The organism is Faecalibacterium sp. Marseille-Q4164 (genome assembly GCF_017377545.1).
Lineage (GTDB): Bacteria > Bacillota > Clostridia > Oscillospirales > Ruminococcaceae > Faecalibacterium > Faecalibacterium duncaniae.
Genome location: NZ_JAFREJ010000011.1, coordinates 1 through 26,697, shown reverse-complemented (window position 1 = coordinate 26,697; position 26,697 = coordinate 1). Strand labels below are relative to the sequence as shown.

At 44.3% G+C, this 26,697-nt stretch carries 29 protein-coding genes and 2 pseudogenes; 2 read left to right on the top strand and 29 right to left on the bottom strand.

Translation table 11 applies throughout. The features are described 5' to 3' along the window. Positions 1-103: 103 nt before the first annotated feature. From J3352_RS09985 to J3352_RS09920, 14 genes are all read right to left on the bottom strand, one after another. Positions 104-1,324: a site-specific integrase gene (locus J3352_RS09985; RefSeq protein ID WP_156067136.1), complete on the bottom strand. Its 1,221-nt coding sequence runs from the start codon at positions 1,322-1,324 to the stop codon at positions 104-106. A gap of 84 nt (positions 1,325-1,408) precedes the next feature. Further along, on the bottom strand, positions 1,409-1,639 hold the full coding sequence (locus J3352_RS09980; protein ID WP_008728422.1) for a helix-turn-helix domain-containing protein: 231 nt from the start codon (positions 1,637-1,639) through the stop codon (positions 1,409-1,411). 537 nt (positions 1,640-2,176) lie between these two features. Continuing rightward, a complete protein-coding gene (locus J3352_RS09975; protein WP_156067142.1) occupies positions 2,177-2,590 on the bottom strand; it encodes a sigma-70 family RNA polymerase sigma factor in 414 nt (137 codons plus the stop codon). Positions 2,591-3,025: 435 nt separating this feature from the next. Beyond that, entirely contained in the window at positions 3,026-3,781 is a 756-nt protein-coding gene (locus J3352_RS09970; RefSeq protein WP_156067145.1) for an ABC transporter permease, read from the bottom strand. Further along, positions 3,781-4,470, bottom strand: a complete 690-nt coding sequence (locus J3352_RS09965; protein WP_118331164.1) for an ABC transporter ATP-binding protein — start codon at positions 4,468-4,470, stop codon at positions 3,781-3,783. Before J3352_RS09965 ends, J3352_RS09970 begins: the two co-directional genes overlap by 1 nt. A gap of 12 nt (positions 4,471-4,482) precedes the next feature. Further along, a complete protein-coding gene (locus J3352_RS09960) occupies positions 4,483-4,656 on the bottom strand; it encodes a hypothetical protein (RefSeq protein ID WP_005341180.1) in 174 nt (57 codons plus the stop codon). Between the two features lie 107 nt (positions 4,657-4,763). Beyond that, positions 4,764-5,666: a sensor histidine kinase KdpD gene (locus J3352_RS09955; RefSeq protein WP_005341179.1), complete on the bottom strand. Its 903-nt coding sequence runs from the start codon at positions 5,664-5,666 to the stop codon at positions 4,764-4,766. Positions 5,667-5,673: 7 nt separating this feature from the next. Next, positions 5,674-6,438, bottom strand: a complete 765-nt coding sequence (locus J3352_RS09950) for an ABC transporter permease (protein WP_156067148.1) — start codon at positions 6,436-6,438, stop codon at positions 5,674-5,676. Beyond that, the gene (locus tag J3352_RS09945) at positions 6,416-7,333 is read right to left on the bottom strand and encodes an ATP-binding cassette domain-containing protein (RefSeq protein ID WP_044996874.1); all 918 of its coding nucleotides are present in this window, start codon (positions 7,331-7,333) and stop codon (positions 6,416-6,418) included. The genes J3352_RS09950 and J3352_RS09945 overlap by 23 nt, the downstream gene beginning before the upstream one ends. Before the next feature lie 64 nt (positions 7,334-7,397). Next, the gene (locus tag J3352_RS09940; RefSeq protein WP_025580931.1) at positions 7,398-8,090 is read right to left on the bottom strand and encodes a response regulator transcription factor; all 693 of its coding nucleotides are present in this window, start codon (positions 8,088-8,090) and stop codon (positions 7,398-7,400) included. Beyond that, the gene (locus tag J3352_RS09935; RefSeq protein WP_005341175.1) at positions 8,080-8,253 is read right to left on the bottom strand and encodes a hypothetical protein; all 174 of its coding nucleotides are present in this window, start codon (positions 8,251-8,253) and stop codon (positions 8,080-8,082) included. The genes J3352_RS09940 and J3352_RS09935 overlap by 11 nt, the downstream gene beginning before the upstream one ends. Before the next feature lie 123 nt (positions 8,254-8,376). Beyond that, entirely contained in the window at positions 8,377-8,790 is a 414-nt protein-coding gene (locus J3352_RS09930) for a sigma factor-like helix-turn-helix DNA-binding protein (RefSeq protein ID WP_156067151.1), read from the bottom strand. A 452-nt stretch (positions 8,791-9,242) separates the two neighbouring features. Then, entirely contained in the window at positions 9,243-10,454 is a 1,212-nt protein-coding gene (locus tag J3352_RS09925) for an MFS transporter (protein ID WP_004613352.1), read from the bottom strand. Next, complete coding sequence (locus J3352_RS09920) at positions 10,447-11,301, bottom strand: GNAT family N-acetyltransferase (protein WP_156067154.1); 855 nt, start codon at positions 11,299-11,301, stop codon at positions 10,447-10,449. The genes J3352_RS09925 and J3352_RS09920 overlap by 8 nt, the downstream gene beginning before the upstream one ends. Before the next feature lie 259 nt (positions 11,302-11,560). On the opposite strand from J3352_RS09920, the gene J3352_RS09915 reads away from it, so the two are divergent. Further along, positions 11,561-11,917, top strand: a complete 357-nt coding sequence (locus tag J3352_RS09915; RefSeq protein WP_092072827.1) for a helix-turn-helix domain-containing protein — start codon at positions 11,561-11,563, stop codon at positions 11,915-11,917. A gap of 222 nt (positions 11,918-12,139) precedes the next feature. Here J3352_RS09915 and J3352_RS09910 read toward each other — a convergent pair whose 3' ends face one another. Then, complete coding sequence (locus J3352_RS09910; RefSeq protein WP_156067160.1) at positions 12,140-13,552, bottom strand: relaxase/mobilization nuclease domain-containing protein; 1,413 nt, start codon at positions 13,550-13,552, stop codon at positions 12,140-12,142. A 121-nt stretch (positions 13,553-13,673) separates the two neighbouring features. Here J3352_RS09910 and J3352_RS09905 point away from each other — a divergent pair, with 121 nt between their 5' ends. Continuing rightward, positions 13,674-15,083, top strand: a complete 1,410-nt coding sequence (locus J3352_RS09905) for an ATP-binding protein (RefSeq protein WP_097772890.1) — start codon at positions 13,674-13,676, stop codon at positions 15,081-15,083. Between the two features lie 73 nt (positions 15,084-15,156). On the opposite strand, the gene J3352_RS09900 is transcribed toward J3352_RS09905, so the two are convergent. From J3352_RS09900 to J3352_RS09840, 14 genes and pseudogenes are all read right to left on the bottom strand, one after another. Beyond that, positions 15,157-15,456 carry a CD1845 family protein gene (locus tag J3352_RS09900; RefSeq protein WP_097772891.1) on the bottom strand — a complete coding sequence of 100 codons (300 nt, stop codon included), beginning with the start codon at positions 15,454-15,456 and terminating at the stop codon, positions 15,157-15,159. Next, positions 15,453-15,755 (bottom strand): hypothetical protein, encoded by a 303-nt coding sequence (locus J3352_RS09895; RefSeq protein WP_015529855.1) that lies wholly within the window; start codon positions 15,753-15,755, stop codon positions 15,453-15,455. Before J3352_RS09895 ends, J3352_RS09900 begins: the two co-directional genes overlap by 4 nt. A 151-nt stretch (positions 15,756-15,906) precedes the next feature. After that, a complete protein-coding gene (mobC, locus tag J3352_RS09890; RefSeq protein WP_003526263.1) occupies positions 15,907-16,245 on the bottom strand; it encodes a plasmid mobilization relaxosome protein MobC in 339 nt (112 codons plus the stop codon). Positions 16,246-16,247: 2 nt separating this feature from the next. Further along, positions 16,248-17,054 carry a DUF3849 domain-containing protein gene (locus J3352_RS09885; protein ID WP_118720352.1) on the bottom strand — a complete coding sequence of 269 codons (807 nt, stop codon included), beginning with the start codon at positions 17,052-17,054 and terminating at the stop codon, positions 16,248-16,250. A gap of 1 nt (position 17,055) precedes the next feature. Next, positions 17,056-18,810 (bottom strand): annotated as a pseudogene (locus J3352_RS09880) (helicase-related protein); the annotation flags it as partial. A 1-nt stretch (position 18,811) separates the two neighbouring features. Beyond that, on the bottom strand, positions 18,812-19,000 hold the full coding sequence (locus J3352_RS09875; RefSeq protein WP_004452856.1) for a transposon-encoded TnpW family protein: 189 nt from the start codon (positions 18,998-19,000) through the stop codon (positions 18,812-18,814). A gap of 124 nt (positions 19,001-19,124) precedes the next feature. Then, entirely contained in the window at positions 19,125-20,390 is a 1,266-nt protein-coding gene (locus J3352_RS09870) for a plasmid recombination protein (RefSeq protein ID WP_156067163.1), read from the bottom strand. A gap of 181 nt (positions 20,391-20,571) precedes the next feature. Then, positions 20,572-21,591 carry an AAA family ATPase gene (locus J3352_RS09865; RefSeq protein WP_242699935.1) on the bottom strand — a complete coding sequence of 340 codons (1,020 nt, stop codon included), beginning with the start codon at positions 21,589-21,591 and terminating at the stop codon, positions 20,572-20,574. Further along, complete coding sequence (locus tag J3352_RS14290) at positions 21,572-21,763, bottom strand: hypothetical protein (protein ID WP_035323891.1); 192 nt, start codon at positions 21,761-21,763, stop codon at positions 21,572-21,574. Before J3352_RS14290 ends, J3352_RS09865 begins: the two co-directional genes overlap by 20 nt. A 388-nt stretch (positions 21,764-22,151) precedes the next feature. Then, positions 22,152-22,844, bottom strand: a complete 693-nt coding sequence (locus tag J3352_RS09860; RefSeq protein WP_054690455.1) for a hypothetical protein — start codon at positions 22,842-22,844, stop codon at positions 22,152-22,154. Then, on the bottom strand, positions 22,841-23,401 hold the full coding sequence (locus J3352_RS09855; protein ID WP_156067169.1) for an RNA polymerase sigma factor: 561 nt from the start codon (positions 23,399-23,401) through the stop codon (positions 22,841-22,843). The genes J3352_RS09860 and J3352_RS09855 overlap by 4 nt, the downstream gene beginning before the upstream one ends. Before the next feature lie 340 nt (positions 23,402-23,741). Beyond that, positions 23,742-24,119, bottom strand: a complete 378-nt coding sequence (locus J3352_RS09850) for a TnpV protein (RefSeq protein WP_054325472.1) — start codon at positions 24,117-24,119, stop codon at positions 23,742-23,744. Continuing rightward, positions 24,044-26,164 (bottom strand): recombinase family protein, encoded by a 2,121-nt coding sequence (locus J3352_RS09845; RefSeq protein WP_156067172.1) that lies wholly within the window; start codon positions 26,162-26,164, stop codon positions 24,044-24,046. The genes J3352_RS09850 and J3352_RS09845 overlap by 76 nt, the downstream gene beginning before the upstream one ends. A 195-nt stretch (positions 26,165-26,359) precedes the next feature. Beyond that, positions 26,360-26,697 (bottom strand): annotated as a pseudogene (locus J3352_RS09840) (hypothetical protein); the annotation flags it as partial.

Below are 26,697 nucleotides of genomic sequence, written 5' to 3'. Positions count from 1 at the left end.
TTTTATCAGAAAGCACCCACTTAATCAAAGATACGGATTATGTAAAACAAAGAGCGAGACATCCTTGCCTCGCTCCAGCTTTGTTTCCTGCTCTTTATAATTGTTATGCCTGTGCTGCATCCCACTGGGCAAATGCACCACCCATTGTTCTTACCAGCTCATCCGGTCTGTTGTATTTGACCTTTGCGTAAATATCCATCGTAATTTTACTACTCTCATGCCCCGCCAGGTATTGAACCGTTTTCGGGTCCACGGACGAATGAATCAGATTCGTAATGTATGTATGACGCAGCTGATGCGGTGTCACTTCAAAATCTAAGCTGTAAATCACTTTTCCGTTATGTGCTGCCTTTTCACCGAGGACCGGCGTAACCGTGTGCTTTACACGCTTTCCATCCTCGTAGCGATAATAGAAACGCTCCTTGACTGTTCGGGTCACAATGTACTGCCAAAGCCGCTTGAACTGTGTGTAGGACAGCGGATCGCCTTCCCGGTTCGGCACTACATATTCTGACTGTGAATTAGCTTTTGTCTCTTTCAGACAGTCCGCCAGGCAAACCGGCAACGGAATATTTCGATGCGCGGCTTTCGTTTTCAGCTCATCCAGAATCACCGGTCTGTTATTTTCCGTGTGCCATGCCCTGCGTACCGTTAAATAAGGGCAATCCACATCCAGATATACAGAATCCCATTTTAGGGCAAGAATTTCTTCTCGCCGCAATCCTGCATACAGCCCTAACATGACAAATACATACGGCGGAAGTCCCTGAATGGCATCCAGCAGTCTGGCGGCCTGTTCATCCGTCAATGCAGCTTTGTCCTTCTGCGGAACGCCTCCACCTTTGGCTGTAAGGTAAGTCGTTGGGTTGTTATCAATAATCTTACTTTCCTTTGCTGCACGGAAAATGGATTTATACAGGATAACCACTGACTTATATACCGAAGCGGACTTCTCGGAAACAGGAACAAGTGCAAGCTGAATGTCATCCAGTGTCACATCTGCCATCCGCATCTGTCCCAGTTCTTTTATAATGTGCCGTCTGACCTTTGAGGTATAATCTATCAGCGTGGTTGCCCTCACATGAACCGACTGCATCAAAAGCCATTTTTCACAGTAGTCTGCAACCGTCGGGGATTTCCGACAGAATGTATCGTTGTCGATCTGCTCTAATGCTCCCAACTCTTTATCATATAATTCTTCCGGTGTTCTCGCATAAAGGGCCACCAGTTTTCCATCTGCGTTCTGAACCCGCGTTCTATAATAATCTATGCCGTTAAGCGTAACTGTACCGTATTGTGGAATTGCTCTTTTTCTTTTTGCCAATTCCGCCACCTCCTAAGAATATACTCCAGCGCTGTATCTATGTTTTATCAGACCATTATGATTTCGACAAGGATACGGACCGGCTCACACTCCAGCTCTGCGAGGTTTACGATAAGTTGCGTTCTTTTCTGCTGGCTTTGCTCTGTGGGTGCATTTTGCGATATACTCCTGAAGGCCCGCTGAAGTAAAGTACACACAGCCATTCTGCACATATTGCACATAAGAAATAAGACCATTGTTACGGGCCGCGTCCAGCGTTGCAATGCTGATACCTAAAATTTCTGCTGCTTCTTTTCGTGTAATAAGTTTTTCCATAAAGCATATTTCCTCCAATCTGTCAAGTTTGTCATCGTGTTTGTTCAAAGCCACATGAATACGCTGGCAGCCGAAACTGCCAGCGCATGGTATCTGATTTTGAACAGGAAGCTGCAAACGCTTCCTATTTATATAACTCAGCTTTCATCACATTTGCCACGCCCCCTGACGATGGGAACACAACAGGTCTCCGCTGGCGCGGCTGTCATAACTCCGCAGCATCGTTCGTATCGTGTGCCGCGGGGTTCCCCCCAAGTCTTTGGCGGGCCGTGAGGAAGTATCTTTAAGCCCCCATGCAGTCATCGCGCCGAATCTGCCACAATCCGTTTTATGAAATCGTAGATCGCTCCGAAGAAGTCTTTTCATCACCTCCCTGACTGCTCCATCTTCGCGGCGTTTCATATTCGCTCGTACATGGGTTATGTACCTGTTGTGCTGTCTATTCGATTGTCAATGTACTGATGAAGGAGGAAAACTTGTCCTTCTTATTAACACTGACAAAAAAGGCAAAAAACAGGCGCATCAAATGAAATTTTATCAAAAATATTTTACAAGCTGCTTTAATCCACGGCGGATACTGTCTCGGACACGGCTTGGATCTACACCTTCTACTTCGGCAATTTCATTTACCGTCATTCCCAGATAGTATCGGGCATAAATTCGCTTTGCCTGTTTCTCCGGCAGCTTCATCACAGCGGCATAGACCTGCTCCTGAAACTGTTTTTCCTCCAGAAGCATCTCCGGCGTTTGCGGCTTCAACAGCACCGCATTTTCAATGCCATTCTCACAATCCAGAGAATACTGAGCCTTATAGCGATACATCTTTCGCTCATACGCAGCCTCCGCACGTTCAGCTGCTCGAATAGTTTCCATTACTTCCTCTGTCACATCTATAAAAAAGTCTGTTGGATAAACATCAGGATAAAGTTCCCGAAGGTTAATTTTCTTCATTATGTACCTCCATTTCGATTCACGGGTGATTGACGGGTGAATCGAATGGAGGCGGGGACCGACACCGGCAGACAACCGGATCATCTCCGAAAAAAAGGCAACAAAAAACGCCAGATTTCCGTAATGGAAAACTGGCGCACCAAGAACAGCCACGATTGTACTTAATTACACAGAACGATAATGCCGATGCAATGCAAAACTTACCCGGAGGAGGAACTATACTTTTTTTAGCTGGTGCAGGATATTAGAACTACGAAAAAGTAAAATGGACATGGCGGCATCCTCCTGTTACCGCCCTCCTGATTGCATAAGCATCGGTCCGAAAAGCAAAAAGAAACGGCGGCTCTGATTTTCTCAAAGCCGCCGCTTCATAGGCGCGTGGAAATGTGTCTGCTGTACGACGGCTTTTTTTCTTTTGCCGTCGTCCAGCAGGATTTAATTTTCTATTTTTTTCTTGTGGGAAAAGACAAGCAACCCAACCAAAAACATCACCGCAAAGCAAAGTGCAAAACTGATACATCCGCCGATAGTAGCTGGCACAGGGGCGTCATAATAAGTGGCTTTATCCAAAAAGGACATAGACACACGATATGCAAAACTACCCGGAATGACAAAGCCATTTTCCGAACCGATGAACAGGCAAGATGCAAAGCCATATATAACCCCTACTACACTTGTCACAATAATATTGCGGCTCAGATTAATAACGATTGCCCCCAAACAAGTAGTTATCAAAACGATAACACAGGCTTCAATTCCAAACCCGATTGCCAAATTGAGGAACAATGAAACACCTCCGGTCAACCTACCAGTTCCATTGAGTATTGCCACCAGCAGACCAAAAGCAACAAATAAAATGACTGCAAAGCCAATGCTGATAACGGTGCTAACAGCGACTTTTGATAGAAAGAGTTTCTTTTTTGAAAAACCGTAGGTAATCCAGTTGATGTAGGTTTTGTTCTTGTATTCCTGATAAAACAGTGAACCAATTAAAATGAAAATCACCATTGGGAAGAACATGGAAAACTGGTTATTCATAAAGAAAAACAGGTCAGCAAGTGATTTTGTGCTGTTGTTGAATACTGCTCCTGCTCCGCCGGTAAGGATGGGAAGAAGCGACAGCAGCAGAAGAAATGCCATAAACCATTCCCGCTTCAATTTGTAAAACTCATTTTTAATCAACATTCCCATTATGCTTCCTCCCTCTGGCCGGAAGTCATAATATCCTCATACAGTGCTTCCAGTTCTTTTTCGTTATAGTCATTTTTTACAATCTTGATGATTTTCCCGCCACGAATGAAAATAAGGACATCTGTCACGGCGGCAATCTCCGTCAGATTATGGCTTGATACCAAAATACAGTGTTGTGGTGATTTTAAGCGTTCTTTCAGAAGCAGTCGGATTTCCTTTATCCCCATTGGATCAAGACCATTGGTAGGTTCGTCCAGCAGCAAATATTGAACATCGCCTAAAAAGGCGCGTGCAATTCCCAGGCGTTGGCGCATCCCCAAAGAAAGTTGAGAAAACAGCTTTTTCCGGGCATCCAGCAAATTTACTTGTTTCAGCGCCGCTTCAATATTTGGCTGTTTCAAACCTAAGTACTGTGCGTGGAGATTCAAGTTTTCCTCTACGGTGAGCCGTGAGTAAAAAGCCGGGTACTCAATCAAACTTCCAAAACATCTACTAGAAACGGGCTGCCCGTCCGAAAGTATTTCTCCCGAAAAATCAGTTAGACCCAGCATGGACTTAAACAGTGTTGTTTTACCGGCTCCGTTCGGCCCTAGCACACCATAGATTTTTCCTTGCTCTAATGTCAAGTTGATGTTGGACAGCAATGCTGTATTTCCAACATTCAGATTTACATTTTTGATTTGTAGCATGAAATACCTCCATTATTGAAAAAAGATGAAAAGCAAAAAGGCCACAGCATAAATCAAAAATGAAATACCAATGGATTTTGATCTCTGTTTTAGTCCTTTTAGGCCATCGCTCAATACGCCATGCAAGGCCGTGAGCAGGCACACCGCCAAAGCGATGATAGAAACCACTAAAGCTACTTTAACCATTTGTTTATACCTCCTATGGCTCATACTTTACCAAAGAGGTTTAGGATTTGTTTGAGAAAAGTCTAAGGAAAGTCTAAGGATGAAAAAAGAGCCGCCGAAGCAGCCCTTTAGGAATTGACAATGGGAAACACGACTTGAATTGCAAAGATACCGTTTTGCAAGGAAGCGACAATTTGCCCGCCCATGCGGGTCACAAGTCTTTGAGCGATTGCCAATCCCAGCCCGGTTGTCTTTTTTGTTCGCGACTGGTCAGTGGTGTAAAAACGGTCAAACAAATGAGGAATATCTTCTTGCTGAATACTGCTCGACGCATTTTTAATGGTTATGACCGTTTGAGCTTCTTCTATCGCTGCGGTGATTTGATAATTTCCCTCCCCATGAACAAGTGCATTATAAACCACATTGGAGAAAATCCGGGTCAAGGCATTTGGATCGCCCCAAATGATAGCTGGTGGATTTGGGATAACGATATAGGGGACACATTTTTTCTGTTCAAAATCGCCGTAGTATGAGGCGACAACATCCCGAAGCACACTGTGTATATCCGTATTTCTGCAATTCAATTTCAGTTCGTCGGCCTCAATCCTTGCAAATTCAAACAGTTGGTCGAGAAGCAACTTTACAGCGGAAATTCTTTCTCCCGCAATCGTCACATATTCTTTTTGCTCTCCTGTTAAATCCTGTTCCTGTAAGAGCTGGATATAGCCATTTGCTGTTGCCAGCGGCGTTCGCAAGTCATGTGAAAGACTGGTAATGGTATCTCGGAACAGTGTATCGCTCCGTTCAATTTCCTGCCCCATGCTACGATATTTTTTCAGAAGATGATTGATACTTGCAGCCAAATCCTGTATTGTCCCATCCGTTTTTTCCACCATAATTTCGGTTTGCGTATCACGGTCAATCAGAAAGTCAATCTGTTTTTTTACTTTCTGAACCAACTTTCGCTGATAAATCAGTTTCAGGGACAAAAACAGGGAAAGCATTGCAAGCAAGATACATAACACCATCATGTAGCCATCACCGCCTTTCCAAATCGCGCAAGTCCAACCTTAGAAACAGGGAGAGCGAAATGGCTGTTGGTAAAAACAGATATGCTAACAGTGTCAAACAAATAGGTATTAAATCCTCCCCAAAGGCTTTGATCTGCAAGCTATGAGATAGCCCTACAACCCAATATTTGTAGAGGGAATAATCCATATCCAGTGCTGTACTTATCTTTGTGAGATATAAATACAAAACCCCCAGCATAAAAAATGCGGTAATCGTAACAATGATCCGATGCCGGAGCAGGTAACTTAACAAATTGAGAAATGCAGTGTAACCTAAAAAGCACAGGCATTGAAACAAAAGAAAGACTCCGATTGCAGAAAACGAATACTCTATGTCATACCGGGATGCTCCCATCATCAGAATTGACAAATACGCAACACCAAAGCATACAAACAGAAAAAATAAAACGCCACCCCATGAGGCCAGCAGTTTTCCAAAGAATAGGTGTACTCTGCTTGTCCCTTTAGAAAGTGTGATACTGTATGTACCGGTATGAAAATCTTCTGTAAAGTATAGGCACAAAAAGAGCGTCAATGGAAAAATCAGACTGTAATCTGAAAACAGAAACTCCGTGAACGAAACCAGTGATATAACCGGAAGCATACCATTTACCGAATTGTGATAAAAGGTCAGGGCAAGCGCAAAGACAAAAAACGCAGCCAATACGAGGCAGACCCAAAACAGGCGGTTTTTGCGGATACGGAACAACTCACTTTGCATCGTCTGAATCACTCTTTGCACCTCCTGTCATTTTCAAAAGATAGTCGGTCGGCTCCATACCGGCAAGCCAGATTTCTGATACCTCTATCCCGGAATGAACCAGCAGCGTATTGATTTCCCCGGATTGCTCATTACAATGAAAAATTCTAATCAGGTCATGACCCAACACTTCAAAATCCGGGAACTGCTGGCTTAAAATCGTAATAGCCCGTTCTAATTGTGGAGTTCTTATCTTTATGCACCGCTGGCAGCTCTCTTTCAATTCCCCAGCCGTAAGCTCACAAAGCAACTTGCCATCTGCCATCACGCCATATTTGGATGCAAGCCGGGAAAGCAGCGTATAATCCTGTCCAGAGATTAAAAGTGTGGTATGGTTGATTTCATGCAGATAGTTCAGAACAGAAAGCAGGTGTTCACATTCTCCCTTATCTAGCCCGGAAAAAGGATCGTCCAAAATTATCATATCTGGATTTCCCAAAAGGGCAACAGCCAAATTCACTAAACGCTGGGTAGATAATGGCAATCGCCGTACCGCCTTTTTCTCTTTCAGGTTCAAATGCAGTATATCTAAAATATGGATTTCTGTGGTTCCAAAAACGGAAGAAAAATAACGCAGCATATCAGCAGGTGACAGAGAGCCGATTGTCACAGGCTTTTGTGGTACAAACCCAATCCGGCGGCGCTCCTTCTGATAGTCTATATTGCCAAATAATTTGAGCGTACCAGCTTGAGATCTAAGTGTACCTATAATGGTTTGCAACAGTACAGATTTCCCGGCGTGATGGCCGCCATACAGTGCATAGATTTCTCCGCGTTTTACCTGAAACGCGATATTTTTAATTCCATTTCCATCCGGGAAAACATAGGTCAACCCGGCTGTTTCCAAAGCAGTCTCCAAAATAATCATCCCCTTTCCATACTGTCTTATTGTAGCAGACTAATGTGTAAACTTCATAAGATTTCTCTAAGGATTAACCCTGCATTTTGAAACCGAGACCCCAAACCGTCTGAATATACTTTTCCTCTGGATTGACCTTGGCAAACTTCTTGCGGAGATTTCCAATGTGGACATTGATTGCATTATCGTCCCCGATAAAATTTTCATTCCACACGCTTTCAAAAATATTGTTCTTTGTGAATACCTTTGAGGGCGAGGACATCAGAAGTTGCAAAATCAGGTATTCATACCGTGTCAAAGTAATGGGGGTATTCCTGATTTTAGCCTCCATAGCTTCTGTATCAAGGGACAAATCCTTAAAGCGAAGTATTTTGCTATTGTTGGGGGTGGTAGACTTCTGAAATCGCCGGAGCACTGCTTCAATCCGCACCAGTAATTCTTGATTATCAAAAGGCTTTGTGATGTAATCATCAGCGCCATTTCTTATAAGATTCACTTTGCTGTCTATATCTGTTTTAGCGGAAACACCTATAATCGGGATGTCTATGATATTCTTTATCTTCTCTAATACTATTTCTCCTGATATTCCGGGAAGCATCAGATCAAGTAAAATCAAATCAAAACTACTTCTCTCAATCAATAAAAGCGCCTCACTTCCAGAATATGCAGATGTTGCGCAGTAGCCATGTTGAGTTAGAAGTCGTTTTGTCATGTCATTGAGCAACATATCGTCTTCTATAATTAAAATCTTGTATTCATTTTTCATCTTTTCTTCTCCTGTCATGTGGTTTCCCCGCAGTTTTAGGAATCAACCAGACACCGGCCATTTTTACAGCACCGAGAATACGATCCTCCGTGCAATAATAGTTTATCTGACGGGTGGAAATGCCCCATTTTTCACTTGCCTCTCTGAGCGTCATATAATCCATATTCATACCTCCGACAATCTACTCTATTATATTTCATTTGTTCGAAGAATACAAGTGCATAGATGGGGCGCAAGGCCCTGTGCCAGAAGCACTTTGAGACCTTGCGCCCTTTGTTATTCTATCCTAAAAATACTTTGCCAGCTGTTTCAAACCGCGCCGGATACTGTCACGGACACGGCTTGGGTCTACACCCTCCGCTACTGCTATCTCGCTCACACGCATACCCAGGTAATACCTGGCATAGATCCGTTTAGCCTGCTTCTCTGGCAGAGCCATTACAGCGGCATAGAGCTGCTCCCGCAGCTGCTTTTCTTCCAGAAGCGTTTCCGGTGTCTGGGGCTTCAGCCGGATCGCATTCTCAATGCCGTTGTCGCAGTCCAGGGAGTAATGCGCCTTATAGCGATACATCCTCCGGTCATAGGCAACTTCTGCACGCTCAGCAGCTCGGATCGTCTCCAGCACATCTTCGGTTACTTCTACAAAGTGATCATTTTTGTAAACATCGGGATATAAGTCCCTAAGATTGACTTTCTTCATTATGTACCTCCATTTCGATTCACGGGCGATTGACGAGTGAATCGAAAGGAGGCGGAGATCGGCAGCGACATACTTCGAGAGCTTTCCCGAAAAATCGACAACAAAAAGCGCCAGCTCCCTGCAATGGGAAACTGGCGCAACAAAAACAACTATGATTCTTCTGTTTTAGTAAGAATGATAATGCCGATAGATAGTCATATCTCCCCGGAGGAGGGGCAAGACTTTTTTTAGCTGGTGTAACTCATGGCTATTGTGAATGACGAAAATTGACATGGCGGTATCCTCCTATATACCGCCCTCCTGATCGCATGAGCATCGTTGAAAAAGAAACGGCGGCTCTGAAATATGTTATTTCAAAACCGCCGTAAGGCCACTGTATTTTGTTTTGGCGCATAAATACCCAGTCGCCGAAACAACGGTTTTTTTTATTCCCGTTGGGCGACTTTTTTCTTTTAGATTGTTTTGAGTTCCCGACTATAATAAGCTATACCTGCAATTACAATAAGGGCTATACCTGATCCAATCATAATCCACTGCAAGGGAAGAATATCAGCCAAAGGGCCAAACATAGCCATACCAATCGGTAAAAAGCCAGCATACATCGTGCCAAGTAATCCAAATACACGCCCCTGCATAGAGGTGTCCGTTTTTTCTTGTAACATAGTGGTAATTGCTGTTTGCACCATTGTTAATGCGACTCCATAACATACCATTAGGCCAAGGTAAAAAATAAAATTCTTTGAAAAGCCCATTCCGATTGCAAAAGAGCCAAACGCAAAAAGTCCAACTGCCAAAGTTTTTCCTCGGTGCTTAAAACCTCCCCATGTACTCATAATAACTCCGCCTGCCATCATACCTGCGAACCCTACTACTTCCACTGCGGTAAGATACCAGTAAGTATCACCGAATACTCGCCGAACAAGAAGTCCTGCAAGATAGCCTGCTGGAACACAAAAGAAAGTGAATAGTCCGTAGATGATTAAAAGCTTTCCAATTAGTTTGTCTGCAAAAGCGTATTTGACGCCAATTTTCATGTCAGAAAAGACGCTGGCCTTCTCAATGGAAGTATTTTGTTTCGGAAGTGCCAAGCAGGACAATAGGCCCGTTCCCAAGATCGCCGTTACAATGTCTATCATAAGCGTCGTTCTCAATGTGCTGATTGCAAAAACTGCACCTGCCGCCGCTGGAGCCGCAAAATTAACAATAGACTGCATTGTTGCATTGATGCCGTTGTACCGCATAAGCTGATCTTCCGGGACAAGCTGTGGGATAACGGCATTGACTGCTGGAGTTTGTATTCCTGCCCCCAAGGATCGTATGACCGACATAACAAGCAAACCGCCGAGCAAAGCAGGCTCCGATGAAATATGCGGAATTGCCAATACCATTACGAAAGTGACAAATGCAATCAGCAGATCTGCGCCTATAATCAATTTTTTTCTGTGGTATCGGTCTGCCCATACGCCGCCTATAAATGAAATGAGAAATTGCGGCAGATAGGAACAGACTGTAAATGCAGCCACCCACACGCCGCTGGATGTCTGCATGGTTGCATACCAAACGAGCGCCATTTGAACAAGCGTAGAGCCAAAGAGTGTGATACATTGACTGGTTAAGAAAAGGAGTATTCTTTTCTGCCAGCCGGTGCGTTGCGTGTCATCCATGTTGTATATCCTCCTGTTTTTTAGGAGGGAGCACAAAGCGCTGCGTGGGATAGCCAAACTCTGTCAGCAATTCTTTTTCGGCAAAACCAAGTTGCAATAGCATATCTCGATGCCCTGTATCGGCCTTGTCCTGTTCTCGAAAGGTTGTTGTGCTGATTTCCTGCCCTGGAAGATATGTTTCCAATAAGGCATCCAAGAATAACTTTTGAAGTCCGCGATTTCGATATTGCGGATGTACGCCAAGAAATTCTATACTGCCTGGAGAATAGGTAAATGCCATAGCTCCAATGAGAATATCTCCCTCCCTTAGCACAAGCGCACTCTTTTCGTCAATACTTTCTTCCAGTTTAGCTAAATAGTCATCTTCATCCATTACAGGATACCCATCAATAACAAGCCGCATTAAGTTCATCCAATCGACAATATCTTTCTTTTCTGCTAGCCGAATATCCTGTATTGTAAATTCCATAGCCGTCGTTCTTCGATGTAAAATGAACCGCAACTGCAAAGGATAAAAGCTCCGTTCTTCACGATACTCCGCAGGTGGCGATTTATACATGGCCTTAAAAGCTAATGAAAACGATTGCTGGCTCTCGTATCCGCAGATAAAAGCAATTTCTATAATAGGTTTATCCGAAAAGACCAGAAGCTTTGCCGCCTCTGTAAGCTGGCGGCGTTGCACATAATCATGAATCGTCATTCCTACGGTTTCGGTAAATAGTCGGTGTAAGTGATATTTTGAATAGTGAACAGCCTCCGCAACCGTTTCTAATTCCAGCTTTCCGTCAAGATGACTTTCGATATAGTCAATGACTGCCTCTATGCTGATAACTGATTGATTGCCCATTTATGTTCCCTCCTTTCCATCAAGCATAATAACAAAATAAAAAAAGATTGTTTTAATAATTATTGCGAATTTTGAAAATCCTCTCTAAATTCAGATGGGTCATTTATTATACTGTAATTATACTTGAAAAACAAATATTAAAAATAGTCTTTGGTTCTCGTTCTACCAAAAATCAGTATAATCATTCCTATCGACCGGCATAATAAGGTTATTCCTTTGTGCAAATCGGCACGATAGAATATATTTGAGGTGAGTGATTATGCCGATTGATGATTTGACTGCTTTGGGGCAAAAAATGCGGGAAGCCCGAAAGAAAAAAGACCTGACACAGCAGGAACTTGCGGATCTGAGCCATGTTTCTGTAAAGCAAATCGCCAATATCGAAAAGGGGAAAATGAATCCTTCTTATTTGATTTTAAGAGCATTGGCAAAGGTTCTGCACATCTCTTTAGATACGCTTATAAATCCAGATATTTCTCTGGAAGATGAAGGTGTCAATCAGATGAAAATGCTTTATTCCAGCTGTCCGCCAGAAATGCGTGACACCCTGCTGCATCACACCCAGGAAACGGTGAGGGAACTGACAGAGTTGTCCGAAAAATTTGAAACGAATTGAGCCAGTGAGTGAAATTTAACGATTCTCTCACTGGTTCTTTTCATTTTCGGAGAAAAGAGGCAAGCAATGCCTGTGTTAATACACACAGGCCCGCAGAGAAGAAAATCCCTCCGTGATTTTCCTCTCCGCTTGCTTGTTGAGGGCAGTGCCCCCAAGCCCCTTTGAACACAGAATTTCATTCTGTGGCTGCGCGTTCTGCGAACGCTTTTGACCAGAACCAGCTTAGCGCTGGCCGTGGTCTTTTTCTTTTTCAACATCCTGTTCTACCTCCATTTTCAGCACCCGATCCACATTGGCCTTTGCCGTTAAAAGCTCCCGCATTTCTTCACGGGCACGCCGGTACTCGGCATAGGTCTTTTTCTTTTCTTCCAGTAATTTCGCGTACTCTGTCTGCAACTCTTTGACCTTGGGCAGCTTCTTGACGCCCATCTCATCAAAGGCATTCTTAGCAGCCTGATGGAGCAGAATTTCTTCCTCATGTTCCTCCCGGAATTTCTTAGAGTAACCCGCTTTGCGGTATGCCACATAGACCTCACGGGTCTTGGCATAATTTACGATGTGAGTACGCAGAACAGCGATCTCTGCCATGCGCTTTTCAGCCGCTTTGATCTGCGCCGAAAGATCATTGTGATGTGCCGTGGCAGCCGCAGCCTTTTCTTCCAAAACCGCATACTCCAGCAGATTATTCTCTGACAGGTAATTCATGGTCTGCGCCATTTGTTTCAGATTAAAAACTTTAGCCCATCGAGCATAGCCAGCACCTTTTCCAGCCTGCAATTTTGCCTGAATGTCCACCAGCAGATTGACCTTCGGCGACTCTGCCTGTGTGACCGTTTTCTTTCGTGGGGTATGCGTTTTTTTCCCAGAAAGAACTGCCTGTAAATCTTCCAATCCATATCCTTCGCCCAAGCTGTCCATACGGGCTGCTTTCTCCCAACCGGGGAGCTTCAGACGATACGATTTTCCACGCTTTGATACCTCACAGCCGGACTCTTGCAGCAGCTTTAGCAGCTCCTCAAAATTAGCAGGACTTTGTGATAATGCATTGTCAATCGCCACACGAAGCAGCTCTCGGTGAGAAGGCTTTGCCTGATCGCCCAGCCATTTGTTATAGCTCTTTCCGTGAGGTTTCGGATTCTCTACAATGGACAGTCCATTCTCAATACAGATGGTGTCACTCAGCCGATGAACCGCCTTGGTGCTACCCCAAAAATTGCGGAACTTCCGGTCATATTCTAAGCTGACCGATGACCAGATAATGTGATTATGAATGTGCGACTTGTCTATGTGAGTGCAGACTACAAAGGCATGATTGCCTTTAGTAAAACGCTTTGCAAATTCTACACCCAGCCGGTTTGCTTCTTCTGAGGTAATCTCGCCGGGGCGGAAGGACTGGCGCACATGATAGGCAATCACATCATCCGCGCCACGCACTCGTCCGGTAGCGGCAATGTACTGCCGCTTTGCCAGAAGGAACTCCGCATCCGCAGTCCGGCTGTCACACGCATAGCCGGTAATGAGCTTGCCGTTATCTGTTTTCTGTGGATTTGCTACATAGTCGATGATGTCACTGATTGCCCGACTTTCTGTGCGACCCTTGCCAACATGAAGCGGCATGATTCTTGTAGTTGCCATAATAGAAGGCCCTCCTCTCATAAATATTTTTTCGCTGAACTCTTTGCTTCTATCGTTGCAATAACTTTCTCCGCTGGGTATAATAAAAAAGAACATTCTACAACCTCAAAGGAGGGATTTTATGATAGAACAGCTCATTGCCGAAGCAACGGAATGTGATTTCAAAGTTGCTCTCGAAACAAAAAAGCCAAAAAGCTGGTTAAAAAGTGTCAGTGCCTTTTCCAATGGGATCGGCGGCACTCTGTTTTTCGGAGTCTCTGATGACCGGGAGCCTATCGGCTTGTCAGATGTTCAAAAGGATGCTGAAGCGATCAGCCGCTTAATCAAAGAACGTATCACACCATTACCGCAGTTTATCTTAAAGCCATTGCAGGAAGATGGTAAAAACCTATTGGCTCTGGAGGTTTCTCCTGGCCGCAGCACCCCATACTATTACAAGGCAGACGGAGTAATGGAAGCATACATCCGTGTTGGAAATGAAAGCGTAATTGCACCGGATTACATTGTGAATGAACTGATCTTAAAGGGAACCAATCAGTCCTTTGACACCTTAACAACAGAAGCTGTGAAAAAGGATTACAGCTTCACACTCCTGGAGGCAACCTATCTGGAACGAACCGGCCTCCGCTTCGAGCCATCCGATTATGTCTCATTCGGTTTGGCTGACAAAAATGGGTTCCTGACCAATGCCGGAAAGCTCATGACCGATCAGCACACAGTTTATAACTCCCGTATGTTCTGTACCCGGTGGAATGGCTTGGAAAAAGGCTCTATCTTTGATGATGCGCTGGACGATAAGGAATACGAGGGGAATTTGATTTATTTACTGAAAAGCGGCAGTGAATTTATTCGCAATAATTCCAAAGTCCGTTTTGTCAAAGAAGCTCAGTATCGGGTAGACAAGCCGGATTATGCTGAACGAGCTGTAACAGAGGCTCTTGTCAACGCTCTCATCCATCGTGATTATATTGTGCTTGGCAGCGAAGTCCACATTGATATGTTTGATGATCGGGTGGAAATCACATCTCCGGGCGGTATGTTTGGCGGCGGCTCAATTCAGGAATACGATATTTACAGTATTCGTTCGATGCGACGAAACCCTGTGATCGCTGACCTGTTCCACCGCATGAAGTACATGGAACGCCGTGGAAGTGGTCTGCGCAAAATCGTCAGTGAAACTGAAAAGCTGCCTGGATACACAGAGGCATATAAGCCCGAATTTTCCTCAACAGCGACAGATTTCAGAGTCATCTTGAAAAATGTAAATTACCATCATGGTCCTTCTATCATAGAAACGACCCATGATAAGACCTATGACGCAACCCATGATGCAACCCATGATAAAATCCTTGCATTTTGCATAGAACCACATTCAAAATTAGAAATCGCAGAACACTGTGGATACAAAAACACAAAAAACTTTACACAAAAATATCTGCGTCCGCTATTGAACAATGGAACACTCAAAATGACACTTCCCGATAAACCGAAAAGTAAACATCAAAAATATATTACAGTTCGTTCCGAATAAACAGAGAAGCAGGGCAGTGGGTCTCATCTCCCATTGTCCTGCTTCTTTTCATTCCAAATTATATTCACATCATTTACCCATACACCCAATCCTGGATCGCAAATTTCAAACTCTGCACCTTGCTCAGCAGCCAGATCGCAGCCAGCGGCAGCCCCATCGGGCTAATCAAAAATGCCATAACCAGCAAAATCACACCATTCTGCGGGGAATAGGTAATCAGCACAGCCACGCCAAGCAGAGCAATTACCGTGCTTAGTAGACCAAGCACCAGACCGGATATGTAGATCAGCCCCGTGCAGAGCCAGACAAAAAGCGTCAACACCAAAATGACCGGTGCAGTTACGATCATCAGCAGACATTTCAAAATCTTCATTTCTGTTCCTCCTTCCAACGCTCCAGATACTGTTTGCATAGGGCATCCGCTTCTCTCTCATCATCTTCCGTCACTTCCCGTTTTCCTTTGGTCAGTTCAATCTCCAGATAAGTCCGGTAATCATCGGCTAAGAGGTCGAACAGTTCCTTGGGAGTATGGCACACCTCGCCAGAGCAATAGTGAAAATCTTGGTCAAATTCAACTCTTACACATCCATGGCGGCTGATATAAACTTCTATGGTCTCGTCTGCGGTTAGGTAATCCGCAAAAATCTCCAGCACCTTTTCAAAGGTCAGCATCTGTTTTCACTCCTTTGCTACGCTTCTTATTCTACTCATATTATCCGGTACGGACAGGCAAAAGACAAGGATACAGACAAAAAGAAAAAGCGGAGGAAGGTGCGGCGAAGAAACGCCGTTCCTCCCTCCGCAAATGGAGTATCTATCCCTGTTATGAAAGTTTGGAGAGTTGGGTAAGGATTTCCTTCACACCCTCCCACAGTTGTTCCTGCCGCTGGGATATATCCTCCAAGTCAGCATTATAAACCCGCCCGGTCTCATGCACTTTGCGGGTCAGCTGGTTCAAGTTGTTGCTGCTTCGGCGCATCAGGGAGACCAGCTCCTTCAGCTCTGGCAGTTCCAGCTTGACCACATAACCATCCAGCGCCATTTTCCGCAGATAAGCGCTCAAATTCTCTGTCCCGTATTGCTGCATCTTTTGATGGATCAGTTCCAGTTCTTCTGCGGACACCCAAAACAAAACCGGCACATCCCGCTTGCGCTTTGCCATGGTTATCGCTCCGGCTCCCGTTTTTTCGGGGTGGCAGGCTTGCGGGCAGGCGGTTCCTGCTTGAGCTTTTGCAGGACAGAGCTTTTCTGCTGTTCTTGAGCGACTTTTCGGAACTGTCTGGTGAACAGGTCGGTCAAACCGGGATTGACCTGATCTACCACCAGATAGGCACAGTGGCGGGAAGCGCCGCTGTCCTCCAGCGTAGGAATGGTTTTTGCCCATGCTTTATTGTCCTGAGAGATACGCCCGTCATAGTTCTTGCGCTGGATGGTGTTGGCAAGAATAAACTGTACCCGTTCCGTCCCGAACTTTTCCAGCACATCTTTGACCGCAGCCTCCGTATCCAGCCGATTCTCTGCATAGTGGGCGCTGATGGTCTGCTCAATGGCTTCTTTGCAGGCGCTGTTCGCCTGATATGAGAGGTTGTACTGTGCCATTTCCCCATGCTCGGACGCATAGGCAGCAGAATATGGATAGACCGGTGTTGTTCGCAATTCCTCTTTGGCTCTGCACACATCGTCGGCACGGCTTTCAATGCTGTCCCGGATCACACCCATATAGCCGGTCTCCAGCTTTTCAAAATAGCGGTACACATCCGTCAATGGAGAGGGAGATTCCAAAAGCGCCTGAGCCTGGGTGTCGGTCAACTCCAGTTCCTCCATTGCCATCACGATGTCCTCGCGGATGGTGTACTCATAGGCATGGTTTAAGACTTCTTCCGGGGGCTGGCTTTTCAGCCAGTCCCGGAACTTGTCCTGTTCGGCAGCCATCTTTTCATAAAGAGCTGTATTCAGATCGTTAGTATTCATGTTATCGCACCTCCTCATGCTGTTTTGGTTTCTTGTCTGTACTGCGGGGTTGCACCGGGCGTTTTAGGTTATCCAGCACCGAAGGCCGTGTGCTTTTGGCAACAACAGACTCGGTGTGTGCCTGCCCCTTTCCGTCGATGTTGAGCAGGGTATCCAGCTCCACCAGACGGGCGTTTTTGCTTCTCAGTTCTTCTTCATAAAGGAATGGCTTTCCGACTTCCTCCTTTGCGGCAGCCTGCTGCTGATAGAGGTTATCCAGCTGAGCCTTTGCCGCCTCCAGACGCTGGGGCATCTGGGCGAGGGCATTGTCGATACGGGTAAGATTTCCGCGAGGGTCTGTACCAAGGGTTGCCCGGTGGGTCATCTGTCCTTTCAGCAGGAGCGTATACTCCTGTTTCCATGCGGAAAATTCCACGGATATGGCATAGCCCCGGTAGCTGCCGATCTGCACCGGATCGGAGGTTTTGACCTCCTTGCAGGCATCCAGAAGTGCTGCGCCGGCGTTCTCCTTATCGGTCAGCAGATCGCCGCGGATTTCCATACCAGCAAAACCGTCCTCCGGGTGCGGGTGCGCTGCCAAAACCTTCAGATCGGATTCAAAGCCCTTGATAAAGCCTTTGTGCTTTTCAATCTCCTCCGGGAAGTATTTGAGCAGCTGGTCCTCCAGACGATATTGCTTGCTCTGGTGGTCGGCTTTCATCAGCTTCAGGCGGGATACCTCCACATCCAAATCCATACGCTCCTTGATGCGGGGATCTCCGGCGCACAGAGCCTTGATCTCGGCAAAACTGAGGGCTGTTTCATCCACATCATCGCAGGAGCGAACCGGACTTTTGCTGGTCATGATCTGGCTGATGAATTTTTGTTTATTCTCCACCGTCTGCCAGAGGTATGCGTCAAAGGTTCCTTCGGTCACATAGCGGTACACATGGACAAGAGGATTCTGGTTGCCCTGGCGCTCGATACGGCCCTTGCGCTGGGCAAGGTCTCCCGGTCTCCACGGACAGTCCAGGTCATGAAGTGCCACCAGACGGTCCTGCACATTGGTGCCTGCGCCCATCTTGGCGGTGCTGCCCAAAAGGACACGAACCTGACCGGTACGGACCTTAGAGAACAGCTCCTTTTTCCGCACTTCGGTATTGGCTTCATGGATAAAAGCGATCTGGTCGGCAGGCATTCCCTGAGCAATGAGTTTCTGACGAATATCGTCATATACCGTAAAGACCGGTTCCTGCTCCGGCAGAGGCACAGAGCCTTCCAATGCGTGAAGCAGTGGATTATCCAGCGTTTTCGCCGCCTTGCTTGCAGGAGCTTTTGCCTGCGGTGTAGAAATGTCGCAGAACACCAGTTGGGTCAGCTTGTCAGCTTTGCCATCCCGCCAGATCTGCATGATGTTGTCCACGCACTGATTGACCTTTGTGCCAGGTTCGTCCGGCAGCATCTGGTTGACGATTCTCTGGTCCAGGCCCAGCTTACGGCCATCCGAGGTAATCTTGAGCATATTGTCCTGGGACGGGTCAACGGTTCCGCTGTGTACCAGCGATGCGCGCTCCGAAAGGGTCTTGACCATTTCCTGCTGATGTTCGGTAGGCTGCGCCACGATGTTGTGGTATTCCACCTCCGGGGTGGGCAGGTTCAGTTGGTCGGCGGTCTTGATGTCCGCCACTTCTTTGAACAGGTTCATCAGCTCCGGCAGGTTGAAAAACTTGGAGAATCGAGTGCGCGCCCGATAGCCGGTTCCCTCGGGAACGAGTTTGTCAAGATGATTTTTGCAAGTTTTCTAAATTCAAATATTTATCCGCTGAAAAATCTCCCAACATCTCGTGTCTGCATATTTCTTGAAACACCGTATTCAAAGGCTTCTTCGCACTTTCCGATTGCTTCACATTGACAATAAAAGTTGTTTTGCCTATTCGTGTTGTATAAGATAAAGTGTTTTCTTTCATATAGTCCGTTTCTCCTTTTCATAAATTGACTGGTGGGGCATTCCGTTTGGAACACCCCACAAATACAGCCTGTTTCATCGGAACATATCAAGAAGTCATTAAGTCGTGAGTATAATGGAAATGGTTATCTCTCCATATCCCGCTTGTTTCTTCGTGCCTTGGTACGCTCTTGTCTTTCTTTTTCCCTTGCTTCTTTTTCGGCTCGTTCCTGTGCTTCCTTAAAAGAAAAAAGTTGCTTCACTTTTTCGGTAAAAAGTTTAGCAACTTCGGGGAAATGCTCCAACGCTTCAAGAAAAGGTCTGCACTTTTCTTTCAGTTCGTTGTATTTGGTTTTCATTCTTTCCAGTGCGTTTGCACTGTCCATATATTTCTGTCGGTAATAACTTGCACTCTGCTCCAAGTTCTTAATTTTCCCACGACTGGTAATACCCTCTTTTGCAAGGGCAGTCAGTTGAGAATAATCCTCTTTGGAGATTGCCATTTTACCTGTGATTGTTTTCTGCCCCATACTGTCAATCTCGTTTAAGGTTTTGGAGATATGACGGGCAGGCTCATACTTGACCTGTTCCTTTTGAATACGCTTCTGCAACTTCTCCAATCGCTCTTTGTCCTGCTTGATTTGATATTGCAGTGAAGTCAAATGCTCGGCTGTACTTCCGTATTCGCCACGCTGAAAGCCTTTGAACCCTTGCTCCGTCATATAGTTAAACAATTCATCTTGCAGTATGCTGTACGAAGCACGAAACATCGGCTTGCCGTTCTTTCTTAGCAACGGATTTCCTTTTTCATCGGTCAGCGGAATATCTGATTTCCATTTCTTTGAATGGCTAATCTGATTAACCACTTCCTTGACTGTTCCTCGCAATTCGGGGTCTTTACAGCGCTTACTCCATAGAATTTCTTTCTCCACTACTGGCAGAACCATAGCGTGAAGATGATAGTGGTAAACCTCTTTTCCAAGTTCTTCGCTTGCGGCTACATTGATTTCATCAGCGTGCATTACCGCCGATATAACATTGTCCGCACCGAATTTTTCTTCAATAAAATGATAGGCTTCTTCATAAAACTGCTTTGCGTATTCATAACCGCCGTTACGCTCGAAGTACATCGTGTTCACATCAATCACAATCTCATTAAACAGCGTTGCGTCTTTCCTTAACCCACGAAGAGACACCTGACCGTCTGTTTCCATCTGCTTTAACTGTTCCATATAGGTCGGGGCGGTCGGCTTTTTGAAATGCACATTATAGGGTATTCGTTCCTCAATCACATTCATATTTTCGTAGGTTTCATTCTTGCGTTCGTTGTGCCTTTCTGCCTTGCTCACATCAGAAGCGGTGTACTGTTTTACCCTTGCACAACTCATATCCGCCTTGTCGGTTTTTGCCATTTTTCTCACCTTTCTCGGCAGGGGCGAAGCCATTACACAACATTCTTTGAATGTGTGTAACCCACTATGACACTTTCAGACTTCGTCTGCAAAGATGTCGTGGGCAAGGGCTTTCCTCCCTTGACCTCCCTTTAATGCCTCAAACAAAAAACAGGCTGTCTATTCATCAGACAACCTGTTTTTATGCTCTCGGCATATCACCCATCGGCAAAGACCAGTACCACAGAAAGCCTTGTTTTCGGGAGATAACTCCTGCTTTCTTCTTTGCCTTTTTGATGGTCGATTTCTTGAACCCTGCGGCTTCCAGTTTTTCTTCGCAATCCGAAGAAAGCATTTCTCCGTCTTTCAGCATTTCTAAAAGAAATTCTTTCGCCTTGAGTTCCTTTTCGTTCGGTCTGCCCATTTTGGGTGCGAGGGATTGGAACGCTTCTTCTGCGGTCATTTCCATTTCAGAAATAAAGTCCACTCCCTTTTCTGCCACCTCAAAAAGAATTGCCGAGCCTGTCGGGGCAAGGTTAGATTTCACTTGCACCATATATCTTTCTGCTGGTGCTTCTTTGTTCGGTGAGCGTGTGATTGCAAGAATACTTCTTGCAGCACCCGCAATATCAATAGAACCGTTGGTACGATAAAGAGGGTTGGTATCTCTCATCTTGTTCATATGAGCGATAATCACGATGGCACAGCCTGTATTTTTTGCAACTGCAATCAAGTGATTAAACTCTGCCCTTGTTTCGTTGGCATTGTTCATTGAACAGTTCTCTCCGATATAGGAACTCATCGGGTCAAGAATTAAAAGTTTTGCGTGATACCTTTCGATTGCTTCAGCAATACGGTTATCTCCAAAGGATAAAGATTTTTCATCTTCTTTGATGAAGATAAGATTTTCTCCGTTCCCACCGGCAGAGTTAAAACGGGGGACTACCGTATCGTCTGCATCATCTTCCGTTGTCTGATAGATGACTGTCATAGGCTCTGTTTCTTCTTCGGTAAAGGGGAGAGGTTCTCCCTTTGAGAGCAGGGCGGCTATGGAAAGCATTAACTTGCTTTTCCCATCGCCAGGATCGCCCTGCAAGAGCGTAACCTTGCCGAACGGAATATACGGATACCACAGCCATTTCACTTCTTTCGGTTCAATCTCACTTGCCTTGATAATTTCAAGCGGTACATTTACATTCATCTCATTTTCCATTTTCATCATTGTTCTTCGTTCTCCTTTTCGATAAATACTTCGGGCAGAGCACCACGATACAGCGGAAACTCTGCTTACAGTCATTACTGCATTTTCTGCAAAGTTCGTTGTAGGTAATGCGATTTCTTTCATTCAGAAACAATGCCCACTCTTGTTTCCGTTTCTTGCTCATTCTCGGCATATCAATCCTCCTTTCCGTCTGAAAATAAAAAAACCACAGGAAAGATACTCAGAGCCTTGTTTCTGTCATTTTTCGGGGCGAAAATCGGGCAAAATTGCCTTTCTAAGCCTTTCAAAAAAATCACGCAAGGTATTTGTACTAACCTGTGGTTATGTATGAAATTGTAGGGTTTGGGGCAACAAAAAACACCGTATTTCTACGATGTTTTCTGTCATTCAAGTAGCAAAAAACGTGACCACTAAAATTATAATCATAAGAACAGGCAAAAAGCGAAGATACCGTTCTAATAGAGCTTTTTAGACTTGTTTTTTGGGGCTTTATATTACTTTCCCTATTTTTTAAGGGTATAGGGTGTTACATCAAGTTCTTAGTATATGAAATTTGCAGATTATTCTTGGATTTGGCTCAAATCAAATGCACCGTTCTCAATCAACTTCAAAATTGTGTCTGCCAAGTTGTTTTTTACAGTTTCACTTTCATTTTCAACGCCAGAATACTCTACATAAATAGTGTTCTCTCCCATATCAAAGGTTGCATAATATATTACGGTTTTGACACCTTGACTATTTGACTTTGTTACGAAATATCCTGCGTTGATATCAACGCCGTCTACACTTGAAGTGATTGTATTTCCATCAATGATAGTATCTAATAGATTTACACCCTGTTTAGAAACTACCATTCTTGTATCATCAATTTTTCCCTCAAAACCCAGAATATTATGATTGTCAGCATCAAAATAAGCATCTGCGGTAACAGGCAAGTCTGCAAAAAGCATTTCAATTTCAGCATCGCTCAAAGGTCTTGTTGTTACATTTAAGTTAATTGAAGATTGTGATAAGTCATTTTTAACAAAAGTAATTGTTTCTCCATCATTCAGCGTGGCAATATCGTTTTTTGTACCAAACAGATTGCTTTGAAAAACTCCCACTCCAATCACAGCAACGAGTACGAAGCAAGCTGCAACAGACACCCATTTTTGCCGATTAGTTATTTTACTTGTTTTTTTCATAGGTTCAGCCTCCTTAATATACTGATTATCGACATTTCCCAATGCCCTTAAAAGTTTCTTTTCTTTCATACAGAGATACCTTCTTTCTCTAACAATTTTTTGAGTTCGTTCCTTGAACGAAATAATGACATCTTGATTTTGCTCTCGCTCATACCATATTCCGTTGCAATTTCTTTAATGGGCGATAAATACCAATATCTTCTCATAAAGATTTTTCGCTGTTCTAATGACAGGGAAGAAAGAAAGCGGTTGAGAATATCCGTTAGAGCGATTTCTTCAACAATGTTTTCTGTACTATCCAACGATGGTATGCACTCTTGTATTTCATCAAAAACCAATGGCATTTGCCCACCATTACGTTTCTTTGCATTAAGCAGTTCGTACCTGTCCAAAGATAGGTTGCGAGTAATCTTCCCTAAAAAAGTTTTTAGGACAGATGGACGGTTAGGCGGTATGCTGTTCCAAGCTCTTAAATAAGTATCATTTACACATTCCTCGCTATCTTCGTCATTGTGAAGAATATTAAAGGCTATGTATCTGCAATACTTTCCGTATTTTTTTGAAGTTTCGGATATAGCAACTTCGGAGCGCTCCCAATATAAATCTAATATCTGCTTATCATCCATAGGCTTCTCCTCCTTTCCCTTGTATTAAGGCCTTTCACCCTAATAAACGGGAAAAATGTGTCAAGCGTCACTTAAATTCAAAAAATATTTATTCAAAGATTAGCTTTCATTTTTTGAAAGAATATAATAAAACAGCAAAAGGCTTACACCTACAAATCTCTTAATATTCAATGCGGAAAATTACAATTCATCACTCTCATTTTAACACATCATACCATCTTTATCAACTTTCAATTTAACCACTTCCATTACACTCACGACTTAATGACTTCTTGAATACTTCCCGAAAAAGAAAACTGCCATCAATTAAGACAGCAGTTCCTTTTCGGCTGGTATGCTATTAGGAATACACAATATCGTTCAATACAATCTCATCTGCACAGGCTCGGATATTATTCATCAATCCGACCCATCTCATCATATCCTCCGCTTTCAGTTGTTCCGTCACACCTTGTTTTCTTGCCATTTCCTTTATCAGATACTCCGCCATATTACACGCCGAAGTATCAATTTCAGCAAGGTGTTCATATAACTTTCCGCTTGTAAGCAGATTGCAATATAAGACTTTCCTATGCTCCCTCAAATATCTTTCCCTCATTCTTCCGTATTTTGTGAGCGTAGGCGGTTCTTCGTTTTCTATCGTCAAGCAGGGATAGTAATAATCTCCGATGAGTTCGTACTGGATACCAGTTCTTTCGTCTGTAATAAATCTTTGCATTCTGATTTCTCCTTTCGCTTCTTGTGATAAAATTCCAAAGATTTCTCGTTGTGATTTTGCTTTTGACATTCTTCGGAACAGAATTTCTGCTGACTGTGTGCAGGCCAGTAGGTACTGCCACACACAGCACAGACACGCTGACGATAATAATGATTTCCTTTTTCTGCTTCTCTGTCGGCTTTTGTCTTATCCTGCCTTGCCTGATAGCAACAATCCTTTGAACAGAATATCTGTCGGTTACTTGTAGGCACAAACTCTTTTTGACAGTGAGGACATATCTTTGTCTTGACGATTTCTCCACCGTTTTCAGCGAGTTTTTTCGCCTTTCGCTTCTCTCGGTAGGCTTTTTCACGCTCACGCTGTTTTGCCAAGCGTTCCATCTCAATCTGTTCTTCCTGTGCCTTTATTTCAGCAAGTTCTTCTTCTGTATAGGCAATATCGACCTGCCCGACATAGTTGAAGTAAATATCAACCTTTTGTGTCCTTGCTTTTCCCACACCCTCTGCTTCATAAACCACAATCTTGTCAATGAGTTCAGCAAACATCAAATCGGAAATTTCTGTCGGCTCTTTGCACTTGCGAATTAAAGAAATGAAATGCTTAATATCAACAGCATTTACTTTTTCTTCGGTAAGTTCCTTTTCCATTTCCTCAATCTTCGTTTCCAGCTCAGCCTGTTCGTCATCGTACTGCTTCATCAGTTGCTTATACTGTCTTTCGGGCAGTAATCCCGAAACAAGATTTTCATACAAGCCACGAATAAGTTTAGACAATTCATCGTATCGCTTCTGAAAACGGTGCAATTCCGATTTATTGTGCTTTGGCTTTTCTGTCTGCTTTTCATTCCAAAGTGCTTGAAGTTCCTTTGCAAAGGCTTCTTCGTCATTCAGAACAAATCTTGATAATCGTTTGACAGCCGATAATATCAAGGCTTCAACATTATCAGCACTAATTGAATGGGCAGAGCAGGAGTTTACTTTGCTTGCATATCCGCCGCAACGGTAAGAATACTGCACCGAACGGTCTTTTTTACTGTAATGCGTTTGCAGGGTCATTCTTCTGCCACAATCCGCACAGTACAGATAACCGCTTAAACGGTTGCTATGCGTACCTTTGGCTGCTGTCCTGTTCGCTCGTTTCTTTCGCTTCTGAACGCTGTCCCAAAGTTCCTGCGTGATGAAAGGCTCGTGTGTATTATAAAATACATACTGCTCATCTTCATCGGTATTCTTCCTTTTGTGCAGTTTGAAATTGGTGCTGACCGACTTACGCAAAACGGTATGACCAAGATATTCCTGTCTGCTCAAAATTGCTCTTATGGTTGACATTCCCCAAAGATACGGGTCTGTAAACTTTATTCCATTATACTGTTCGGGGTGATATTCCTTTGCGTGTGCAGCCGGAATTAAAACCTTTTCTTCGGTAAGCAATTCAGCGATTGCTCTCGGACTTTTGCCCTCGTTGGCAAGCAAAAAGATACGCTTTACCACCTCAGAAGCCACAGGGTCAACGACAAGCGTTTGTTTGTCGGTTGCTAATCGGTTATACCCATAGGGAATAGAACCGCTGCAACGCTTTCCGTCTTTCATACGGGCATCAAACACAGCCTTGATTTTATTACTTGTGTCTTTGGCGTACCACTCGTTCATTATATTCAAAAACGGGGCAAAGTCATTATCAGAAGCATTATCGCTGTCAATACTGTTGTTTATTGCAAGAAAGCGGACATCTTTCTGTGGAAACAGAACTTCCGTATAAAAGCCGACTTGCAGATAATTTCGCCCCAATCGGCTCATATCCTTAACAATAATCGTTGCGACATTTCCTGCTTCTACTTCTTTAATCAACTCTTGAAAACTCGGACGATTGAAATTCACACCCGAAAAACCATCGTCAGTAAAATGGCGGATATTCGTAAAGCCATTTCTTCGGGCGTAATCTTCCAAGTATTGCTTTTGGTTGGTGATTGAATTTGACTCACCATTGAGGTCATCATCTCTTGATAAACGCTCATAAAGTGCTGTAATCTTTGAAGTCCTTGACATTCTCTTATCCTCCTTTCTTTATGTAATCTGATTTAGCATTACAGGGATTACTCCCTCTGCTAATAGGAGAAAATAGGGGTGCAAAGCGGAACTGTTTTTCAAGAAAATTAAAAGATTTTTTTGAAGTTCCAAAACCGATTTTGATAGCCTATTTTCAATTTAGGAACGCATTATTTATCGTCCTACTAAATTATATCCTTCCGGGGCCAGTTCCAGCGCCGTGACGGTTTCTCCGAAACGGCTGGCCCAGCAGTCGAAATGGGTCATGTTCAGTTCCTGCAGGCGGTCATACTGGAGATACCGCTGCATGGTGTAAAGCTCGGTCATGGAGTTGCTGACCGGGGTTCCGGTGGCAAAGATAACGCCACGGTTTCCGGTAATCTCGTCCATATAGCGGCACTTGGCAAACATATCGGAGGATTTCTGCGCGTCCGATGTGGATAAGCCTGCCACATTCCTCATTTTTGTGTATAGAAACAATGTGCAGCACCTCTGCGGCTGCGAAGCAGTCCGCAGAGTAGTCTGCTTTGTTG

What these genes read in the sequence shown, in the direction of transcription:
- J3352_RS09980 (WP_008728422.1), bottom strand. Translation starts at nt 1,639, where the DNA reads ATGGAAAAACTTATTACACGAAAAGAAGCAGCAGAAATTTTAGGTATC.
- J3352_RS09975 (WP_156067142.1), bottom strand. Translation starts at nt 2,590, where the DNA reads ATGAAGAAAATTAACCTTCGGGAACTTTATCCTGATGTTTATCCAACA.
- J3352_RS09970 (WP_156067145.1), bottom strand. Translation starts at nt 3,781, where the DNA reads ATGGGAATGTTGATTAAAAATGAGTTTTACAAATTGAAGCGGGAATGG.
- J3352_RS09965 (WP_118331164.1), bottom strand. Translation starts at nt 4,470, where the DNA reads ATGCTACAAATCAAAAATGTAAATCTGAATGTTGGAAATACAGCATTG.
- J3352_RS09960 (WP_005341180.1), bottom strand. Translation starts at nt 4,656, where the DNA reads ATGGTTAAAGTAGCTTTAGTGGTTTCTATCATCGCTTTGGCGGTGTGC.
- J3352_RS09955 (WP_005341179.1), bottom strand. Translation starts at nt 5,666, where the DNA reads ATGATGGTGTTATGTATCTTGCTTGCAATGCTTTCCCTGTTTTTGTCC.
- J3352_RS09945 (WP_044996874.1), bottom strand. Translation starts at nt 7,333, where the DNA reads ATGATTATTTTGGAGACTGCTTTGGAAACAGCCGGGTTGACCTATGTT.
- J3352_RS09940 (WP_025580931.1), bottom strand. Translation starts at nt 8,090, where the DNA reads ATGAAAAATGAATACAAGATTTTAATTATAGAAGACGATATGTTGCTC.
- J3352_RS09935 (WP_005341175.1), bottom strand. Translation starts at nt 8,253, where the DNA reads ATGGATTATATGACGCTCAGAGAGGCAAGTGAAAAATGGGGCATTTCC.
- J3352_RS09930 (WP_156067151.1), bottom strand. Translation starts at nt 8,790, where the DNA reads ATGAAGAAAGTCAATCTTAGGGACTTATATCCCGATGTTTACAAAAAT.
- J3352_RS09925 (WP_004613352.1), bottom strand. Translation starts at nt 10,454, where the DNA reads ATGGATGACACGCAACGCACCGGCTGGCAGAAAAGAATACTCCTTTTC.
- J3352_RS09920 (WP_156067154.1), bottom strand. Translation starts at nt 11,301, where the DNA reads ATGGGCAATCAATCAGTTATCAGCATAGAGGCAGTCATTGACTATATC.
- J3352_RS09915 (WP_092072827.1), top strand. Translation starts at nt 11,561, where the DNA reads ATGCCGATTGATGATTTGACTGCTTTGGGGCAAAAAATGCGGGAAGCC.
- J3352_RS09910 (WP_156067160.1), bottom strand. Translation starts at nt 13,552, where the DNA reads ATGGCAACTACAAGAATCATGCCGCTTCATGTTGGCAAGGGTCGCACA.
- J3352_RS09905 (WP_097772890.1), top strand. Translation starts at nt 13,674, where the DNA reads ATGATAGAACAGCTCATTGCCGAAGCAACGGAATGTGATTTCAAAGTT.
- J3352_RS09900 (WP_097772891.1), bottom strand. Translation starts at nt 15,456, where the DNA reads ATGAAGATTTTGAAATGTCTGCTGATGATCGTAACTGCACCGGTCATT.
- J3352_RS09895 (WP_015529855.1), bottom strand. Translation starts at nt 15,755, where the DNA reads ATGCTGACCTTTGAAAAGGTGCTGGAGATTTTTGCGGATTACCTAACC.
- mobC (WP_003526263.1), bottom strand. Translation starts at nt 16,245, where the DNA reads ATGGCAAAGCGCAAGCGGGATGTGCCGGTTTTGTTTTGGGTGTCCGCA.
- J3352_RS09885 (WP_118720352.1), bottom strand. Translation starts at nt 17,054, where the DNA reads ATGAATACTAACGATCTGAATACAGCTCTTTATGAAAAGATGGCTGCC.
- J3352_RS09875 (WP_004452856.1), bottom strand. Translation starts at nt 19,000, where the DNA reads ATGAAAGAAAACACTTTATCTTATACAACACGAATAGGCAAAACAACT.
- J3352_RS09870 (WP_156067163.1), bottom strand. Translation starts at nt 20,390, where the DNA reads ATGGCAAAAACCGACAAGGCGGATATGAGTTGTGCAAGGGTAAAACAG.
- J3352_RS09865 (WP_242699935.1), bottom strand. Translation starts at nt 21,591, where the DNA reads ATGATGAAAATGGAAAATGAGATGAATGTAAATGTACCGCTTGAAATT.
- J3352_RS14290 (WP_035323891.1), bottom strand. Translation starts at nt 21,763, where the DNA reads ATGCCGAGAATGAGCAAGAAACGGAAACAAGAGTGGGCATTGTTTCTG.
- J3352_RS09860 (WP_054690455.1), bottom strand. Translation starts at nt 22,844, where the DNA reads ATGAAAGAAAAGAAACTTTTAAGGGCATTGGGAAATGTCGATAATCAG.
- J3352_RS09855 (WP_156067169.1), bottom strand. Translation starts at nt 23,401, where the DNA reads ATGGATGATAAGCAGATATTAGATTTATATTGGGAGCGCTCCGAAGTT.
- J3352_RS09850 (WP_054325472.1), bottom strand. Translation starts at nt 24,119, where the DNA reads ATGCAAAGATTTATTACAGACGAAAGAACTGGTATCCAGTACGAACTC.
- J3352_RS09845 (WP_156067172.1), bottom strand. Translation starts at nt 26,164, where the DNA reads ATGTCAAGGACTTCAAAGATTACAGCACTTTATGAGCGTTTATCAAGA.